Here is a 7,477-nt window from a genome sequence, read left to right on the forward strand (position 1 = left end):
TCTATTTTAATTATTTCTTCCTGCCTAGGATAACATTTTTGCAAAAATTTTGTCATCACCCTAAAGCAGATTTCCGTTAACAATAATTAACATAACCTAACAAGAGTATTGCATTTCGCGCTACTCAATTGGTGTCTTTCCCGGGGTCCCTGGCTTTCTCGGGTATTTTTTTGGTGTTTGTTTTTCCTTTTTAATAATTAAAATGTTCCGTTCAGATTCTTCTATTGGCAATATAAAGGTGGACATGCTTTCAACCTTGCCGCCAAGAGTAGCGATAGCTTTTTTGCCTGCAGTTAATTCCTCTTCAGCATTGGCTGCTTTTAATGCAAGAAAATGCCCTCCGACTTTTACAAGCGGTAAACATAGTTCGCTTAAAACAGACATTCTCGCTACAGCTCGTGCTGTGACAACATCAAAACTTTCCCGGTATTTTGGATTAACACCGAATGTTTCAGCACGGTCATGAACAAATTGAACCTTTTCTAGTCCTAACACATTGGCCAAATGGTTTAAAAACGAAATTCGCTTATTTAAGGAATCGACAATGGTTACCTCGATTTCAGGAAAGACAATTTTTAACGGAATACTTGGGAAACCAGCACCAGCCCCGACATCAGCGAGACGTAAGGGCTTGGTAAAATCAAAATAAAACCCAGCGGTGATGGAATCATAAAAGTGTTTTAAATACACATCTTCTTTATCCGTAATTGCTGTCAAATTCATTTTTTCATTCCACTCAACAAGTGTTTCATAATACTTTTCAAACTGATTGAGCTGTTTTTCCGTCAGACTTAATCCTTTTTCCTTTAGACTTGCGATAAATTGATCAATATTCATCTGCTAACTTCCTCACTCACTTATTCATTGGCTATTCTGGCAATCCGCCCATGTTCCAAGTAGACAAGCAGGATGGAGATGTCAGCAGGGTTTACCCCGGAAATTCTCGATGCCTGTGCCAGCGATAACGGTCGTATCTTCTTCAGCTTTTGTTTCGCTTCCGTCGCAAGCCCCGAAATGGCATCATAATCAATGTTTTCCGGAATTTTTTTATCTTCCATCTTTTTCAATCGTTCAACCTGCTGCAAGGATTTTTCAATATAGCCCTCATACTTAATTTGGATTTCTACTTGCTCTTTTAAATCAGCATCTAAAGAAATTTCCGGTGTTGTTAGAGTTTCTAGCATTTCATACGTCATTTCTGGACGCTTTAACAGGTCAGAAGCTCGAATTCCATCCTTTAACTCGCTCCCGCCGATGCTTCGAATCAGCTCTTGAACATTTTTATCAGATGGCTTTAAGATCGTTGACCGTAATCTTTCCTTTTCAGCTTCAATCTTTTCCTTTTTCGCTAAAAAAGCTTGATAGCGTTCTTCGCGGATTAAACCTATTTTATGGCCCATTTCTGTTAAGCGTAAATCGCAATTATCATGTCTTAACAAAAGGCGGTACTCCGCTCGAGACGTAAGCAGGCGGTAAGGTTCATTTGTTCCCTTTGTAATTAAATCATCAATTAAAACACCGATATACGCATCAGAACGGCTTAATACAAGCTCTTCACGCCCTTGGACATTAAGTCCTGCATTAATGCCGGCCATGATTCCTTGAGCGGCTGCTTCTTCATATCCCGAAGTTCCGTTTATCTGACCAGCAGTATAGAGGTTTTTTACCACCTTTGTTTCTAATGTCGGCCAAAGCTGTGTCGGTACAATCGCATCATATTCAATAGCATAGCCCGGCCTCATCATTTCCGCTTGCTCTAAGCCAGGCACTGTTTTGATCAGCTTGTGCTGAACATCTTCAGGAAGACTTGTAGAAAGACCTTGAACATAGACTTCTTTCGTATTTCGACCTTCAGGTTCAAGGAAAATCTGATGGCGCGGCTTATCATTGAAGCGGACGACCTTGTCTTCAATTGAAGGACAGTAACGCGGACCTGTTCCTTTAATCATCCCTGAATACATCGGCGACCGGTGAAGGTTCTGGTCAATTAATTGATGCGTGTATTCGTTTGTATAGGTTAGCCAGCATGGGAGCTGATCGGTAATATATTTCGTTGTTTCATATGAAAATGCCCTTGGCTCTTCGTCGCCAGGCTGTATTTCTGTTTTGCTGTAATCAATCGTATTGCCGTTAACCCTTGGCGGTGTACCAGTCTTAAAGCGAACAAGCTCAAAGCCAAGCTGTTCCAAGTGTTCAGACAGCTTAATCGATGGCTGTTGATTGTTAGGACCGCTTGAATATTTTAATTCACCGATAATAATTTCCCCGCGCAGGAACGTACCTGTTGTTATAATAACTGTTTTCGAGCGATAAATAGCTCCGGTTTTTGTGATGACCCCTTTACAAACGCCATCCTCAACAATTAGTTGTTCTACCATCCCCTGGATTAACGTAAGGTTGGGCTGTTCTTCAAGTGTCTTTTTCATTTCATGCTGGTAGGCAAATTTATCTGCTTGCGCGCGTAAGGCGCGCACTGCGGGGCCCTTACCTGTATTGAGCATCCGCATTTGAATATATGTTTTATCAATATTTTTAGCCATTTCTCCGCCGAGGGCGTCAATTTCCCGGACAACAATCCCCTTTGCTGGACCGCCTACAGAAGGGTTACATGGCATAAAGGCCACCATATCGAGATTTATCGTAATCAATAGAGTTTTGGCGCCCATTCTTGCCGGCGCTAGGCCCGCCTCACAGCCGGCATGTCCGGCCCCGACAACGATGACGTCATAACTACCTGCTTCAAATTGCTGCATTATGTTTTGTTCCTCCTTTTCCGCATGCCGCGGAAAAAATGCCTTACGTATATATTGTTCAACCTTAAGTTTTGTGGTTCTTAGCTCCGTTGACCGCAGCGGCCGATTTTCCCGCATTTCGGATAGGAAATACTATTTGTTATTTCCCTAAGCAGAATTGTGAGAATAACTGGTCAATCAAGCTTTCATGGACACTGTCCCCGATGATTTCCCCTAGCAGCTCCCAGGTTCTCGTTAAATCAATTTGAACGATGTCAATCGGTGTTCCCATTTCCACGCCGCCAATAGCCTCTTCGATTGCCCTAAAGCTTTGATTTAGAAGGGCAATATGACGGCTATTCGATACATAGGTGGCATCCTTCGCTTCAATAGATCCTGCAAAGAATAAAGAAGCAATTGCTTCCTCCAATTCATCTACACCGTGGTCTTCTAACAACGAGGTTGTTACAATTTGATGATCCTTCGCTAGCTCATGGACCCTATCAAGGTCAATCTGCTGCGGCAGATCTGTTTTATTGACAATAACGATAGTATCCATTCCTTTTACAGCCTCGAATAGATTTTCATCCTCTTTTGTTAGCTTGTCCGAGTAATTCAACACAAGCAAAATTAAATCAGCTTCTTTTAAAACCTGGCGGGAACGTTCGACACCAATTCGTTCCACAATGTCCTCTGTTTCCCGGATCCCAGCAGTATCTAATAATCTTAACGGTACACCGCGAACATTCACATACTCCTCAATAACATCCCTTGTTGTTCCCGGGATATCAGTTACAATCGCCTTATTTTCTTGAACAAGGCTGTTTAACAATGAGGACTTACCAACATTTGGCCTGCCGACAATAACAGTAGACAACCCTTCACGAAGAATTTTCCCCTGCTGCGATGTCTGCAAAAGTTTATTGATTTCGTTCCGAACATACTTCGCTTTGGGCAGCAGCATTGTATGGGTCATTTCTTCTACGTCATCATACTCCGGATAGTCGATGTTAACCTCAATATGAGCCAAGATTTCTAATATTTCCTGACGCAGGCGGCGGATCAGCCGGGACAGCCTTCCTTCCATTTGCCCTAATGCGACATTCATTGCCCGATCGGTTTTTGCACGAATTAAATCAATCACCGCTTCTGCCTGCGATAAATCAATCCGTCCATTTAAAAAAGCACGTTTTGTAAACTCTCCTGGTTCTGCGAGACGTGCCCCATAATTTAACACAAGCTGCAAAACTCGATTAACCGAAACAAGTCCTCCGTGGCAATTGATTTCTACTACATCCTCTTTAGTAAAGGTTTTTGGCCCCTTCATAACAGACACCATAACCTCTTCCACCACTTGGCCGCTGCTCGGGTCTTTCAAATGCCCATAATGAATCCTATGACTGCCTTGTTCTGCAAGCGTTTTGCCATTTGCTCCCTTAAATAGCTTATCAGCTATCGGGATTGCTTCTTCCCCGCTCAAGCGAACAATCGCAATGGCGCCCTCCCCCATAGGCGTCGAAATCGCCGCAATTGTATCAAAATCCATTTCTATTCACCTCACCACTATCAAAAATTTCATATTTAAATGGATCTTTTTTTCTCCAAAAGGTTAGATTATCACAAAAAAGCCAGTTTTTTAAGTAACCAGCTGCGTCTTATCCACAATCCAAAAGAGTCTTGTATTATTTTAACTTATCCACATGTGAATAACAATAAAACAAAATCAACGAAAGAAGTTATTCACATAAGAAAAGCGCAAGCTCCCTGGCCAGCGGCGTATGGCCTCCTCGAAAAAAGCTAATGATTATTCTCCTTCATGCGATGCCTATGCTCCCGAAGCTTTCCTTGTTGGGCACTCCAACTGAGATAAAGGAAACACGAAGAGCCGGAGGCGCATTCGTGCTTGACTTATCGTAGGACGGAGAGCGAATGACACTAGCCGCTAGGGTGCTGGAGCTAGACAATTCTCAAAGTCAAATTTTTATACTTCTTTCTCTAAAAATGGCCATAAAAAAACACCCTTCCATATTGGAAGGATGTCTTATCCTGAATCAAATTATTTTCTTACCGGTGAAATGACGACAAATCGATGCGGCTCTGTTCCATCGGAACTTGTCTTTACGCGTCTATTTTCAGCCAATGCCGTATGAATGGCTTTTCTTTCATAGGAAGGCATCGGTTCTAATGAAACCTCTTTACCTGTATTAACGGCCTTTTGCGCCAGCCGCTGAGCCAGCTGAATTAACGTTTCATTTCTACGATTGCGGTAATCTTCAGCATCTAAAATGACAGTTAAATAACTTTGTGAAAAACGGTTAATCACCAGCTGCGTTAAATATTGCAGCGAATTAAGGGTTTGTCCTCGCTTTCCGATCAACAAAGCAATTTTTTCACCCGATAAGGTAAAACAAACTTGTTTCCCCTCCTGCTTTACTTCAATCTCTGCAGGAGAACCCATTTGTTCGCTCACTTGCTTTAGGAATTTCTTTGCTTCATCAATAGGATTAATGATTACAGTAACCTTTACAACCGCTGGGCGTGACCCAAAGATGCCAAAAATCCCTTTTTTACCTTCGTCAATAATATCTATATTGGTTTGATCTTTCGATGTGCTTAATTGCGCTAAAGCTGACTCTACTGCTTCTTCGACGGTTTGTCCTGTAGCAGTTACCTGTTTCACTTTTTAGTTCCTCCCGCTTTACCGGCTGCTTGCATCTTTAAATCCGGTCCTTTAATAAAATAGGTTTGGACAATCATAAAGATATTTCCGACTACCCAGTAGAGGGAAAGTGCTGATGGAAAGCTGATTGCAAAAACAACAATCATAATCGGCATCATCCAAACCATCATCGCCATTTGCGGATTTTGGTTTTCTGTGCCGGCCATCATCATTTTTTGCTGGATAAATGTCGTGATTCCTGCAACAATCGGTAAAATATAAAATGGATCTTTTTCACCAAGGTCGAACCATAGGAAGTTCCCTTCCGCTATTTCCCTTGTACGTGAAATGGCATGGTAAAAACCAATTAAAATCGGCATTTGAACGATTAACGGGAAACAGCCGGCCATTGGATTAACACCATGCTTCTGGAATAAGGCCATTGTTTCCTGCTGCAGCTTTTGCTGTGTCTTTTGATCTTTGGAACTGTACTTCTCGCGGAGCGCTTTCATTTCTGGCTGCAAAGCCTGCATCGCTTTTGAACTTTTCGTCTGTTTAATCATCAGCGGTAAAATAACCAACCTGATTAAAATGGTAACAACAATAATTGAAAGACCATAGCTGCCGCCTAGCAAATAGGCAGCTTCCTTAATCAGCCATGACAACGGATAGACAATATATTCATTCCAAAAGCCTGTACTTTCTTCTGTGATTGGCTTATTGAATTCACTGCATCCAGTCAAAAGCAGGAAGATCGAAAGTACACCAAATATAAGTAATATTCGTTTTCTCAACCAGTTTTTCCTCCTCAAAGATAAAATGAAAATATATAAAAAAGTTTCTTATGTATTTACTCTGCCTTTTTAAGTAATTCCAAAGGTAATTTTACCATTTTTCTATAAAAATTTCTTTATTGAAAGCAATTGTTTATTGATTTTTTCCATTTTTCTTTAATACCTTACCGACTTTAAGTACATGTGTCAGGCTGCCTTTTACCGCAGGGAAATCCATTTCAGCCGCTGGTTTCCTGGCGATAATGACATAATCATTTCCAGGTACTAACTGATCTTTCAGTTCTAAAATGGACTGTCTAATATACCTTTTCACTCTATTTCTAGTTACAGCATTACCAATTTTTTTACTAACAGACAAACCAATACGGAAATAATCCTGATCCTCTTTTGACAGCGAATAAACGACAAATTGTCGATTTGCAAAAGACTTGCCTTTTTGAAAAACCGTTTGAAAGTCTTTATTTTTTTTTATGCGTAATTCTTTTTTCATCAAACAGCACCTTCAATCAAAATAGACTTTCGCTCATCCCAAAAAATTATAATTAATTAGAAAAAAGACCACTGAGACGTTTCAGTGGTCTAAGCTGATAATACTTTTCTACCTTTACGACGACGACGAGCTAGAACCTTACGTCCGTTGCTTGAGCTCATACGACTGCGGAAACCGTGAACTTTGCTATGTTTACGTTTACTTGGTTGATAAGTTCTTTTCATATATGACACCCCCTAAAAGGAAAAGTCCTAGAATTCAAATTCAGACGACAGTCTTACTTATTATAAAGATGTCCCACATAAATTGTCAACTGCTCTCCAAACATTGTTTCAAATTTCCAATTCAATGTTTTGCATTAAATAAAAAAAAAGAATACAACCTAACCAGCATAATCATTTTTTAATAAGCGTTCTCTAGAGAACGCCCCACCATCAACTGTGGATAATAAATCGACATTTTTTTTGCTATCCACACAAGATGTTGACAGGTTTTTCACAAAATATCTATCTGTGGACAATTCCCATGCACATCATGTTGCTCTTGTGGATAAGTTTAGAAAAACCATTGCACTGCTAGCTATTATTTGATATTATAACTATGTTTTCACTCTGAATAACTTCTAACAAAAAATAAATTATCCACAAATTGTGGATAACATGTGGACATGTTATCCTAAGGCTCTGTAAAAACTTGTCCACAGCAAGTGGATATTGTCGAAATACTGCATTTTATCCTTATTATATATGTTTTCCACAATCACATTTCATATAATGATAAATTTATAGTTCTGCTTTTTATA

7 protein-coding genes are annotated in these 7,477 nt (G+C 40.3%); all 7 read right to left on the reverse strand.

What is annotated here, in order from left to right; all coding sequences use genetic code 11:
- Positions 1 to 120: 120 nt before the first annotated feature.
- The gene (gene rsmG / locus IE222_RS08320) at positions 121 to 837 is read right to left on the reverse strand and encodes a 16S rRNA (guanine(527)-N(7))-methyltransferase RsmG (protein ID WP_191271650.1); all 717 of its coding nucleotides are present in this window, start codon (positions 835 to 837) and stop codon (positions 121 to 123) included.
- A 20-nt stretch (positions 838 to 857) separates the two neighbouring features.
- Positions 858 to 2,753 (reverse strand): tRNA uridine-5-carboxymethylaminomethyl(34) synthesis enzyme MnmG, encoded by a 1,896-nt coding sequence (gene mnmG / locus IE222_RS08325; RefSeq protein WP_191271652.1) that lies wholly within the window; start codon positions 2,751 to 2,753, stop codon positions 858 to 860.
- A 139-nt stretch (positions 2,754 to 2,892) separates the two neighbouring features.
- Positions 2,893 to 4,278, reverse strand: coding sequence for a tRNA uridine-5-carboxymethylaminomethyl(34) synthesis GTPase MnmE (mnmE, locus tag IE222_RS08330; RefSeq protein WP_191271654.1), 1,386 nt, complete (start codon positions 4,276 to 4,278; stop codon positions 2,893 to 2,895).
- 510 nt (positions 4,279 to 4,788) lie between these two features.
- On the reverse strand, positions 4,789 to 5,412 hold the full coding sequence (jag, locus tag IE222_RS08335; protein WP_191271656.1) for an RNA-binding cell elongation regulator Jag/EloR: 624 nt from the start codon (positions 5,410 to 5,412) through the stop codon (positions 4,789 to 4,791).
- On the reverse strand, positions 5,409 to 6,185 hold the full coding sequence (gene spoIIIJ / locus IE222_RS08340; RefSeq protein ID WP_191271658.1) for a YidC family membrane integrase SpoIIIJ: 777 nt from the start codon (positions 6,183 to 6,185) through the stop codon (positions 5,409 to 5,411). The genes jag and spoIIIJ overlap by 4 nt, the downstream gene beginning before the upstream one ends.
- A 133-nt stretch (positions 6,186 to 6,318) precedes the next feature.
- Entirely contained in the window at positions 6,319 to 6,675 is a 357-nt protein-coding gene (gene rnpA / locus IE222_RS08345) for a ribonuclease P protein component (RefSeq protein ID WP_191271660.1), read from the reverse strand.
- Positions 6,676 to 6,764: 89 nt separating this feature from the next.
- Positions 6,765 to 6,899 carry a 50S ribosomal protein L34 gene (gene rpmH / locus IE222_RS08350; protein WP_191271662.1) on the reverse strand — a complete coding sequence of 45 codons (135 nt, stop codon included), beginning with the start codon at positions 6,897 to 6,899 and terminating at the stop codon, positions 6,765 to 6,767.
- Between the last annotated feature and the right edge of the window lie 578 nt (positions 6,900 to 7,477).

The sequence above is a fragment of the Neobacillus kokaensis genome (assembly GCF_014656545.1).
Taxonomy (GTDB): domain Bacteria; phylum Bacillota; class Bacilli; order Bacillales; family Cytobacillaceae; genus Neobacillus; species Neobacillus kokaensis.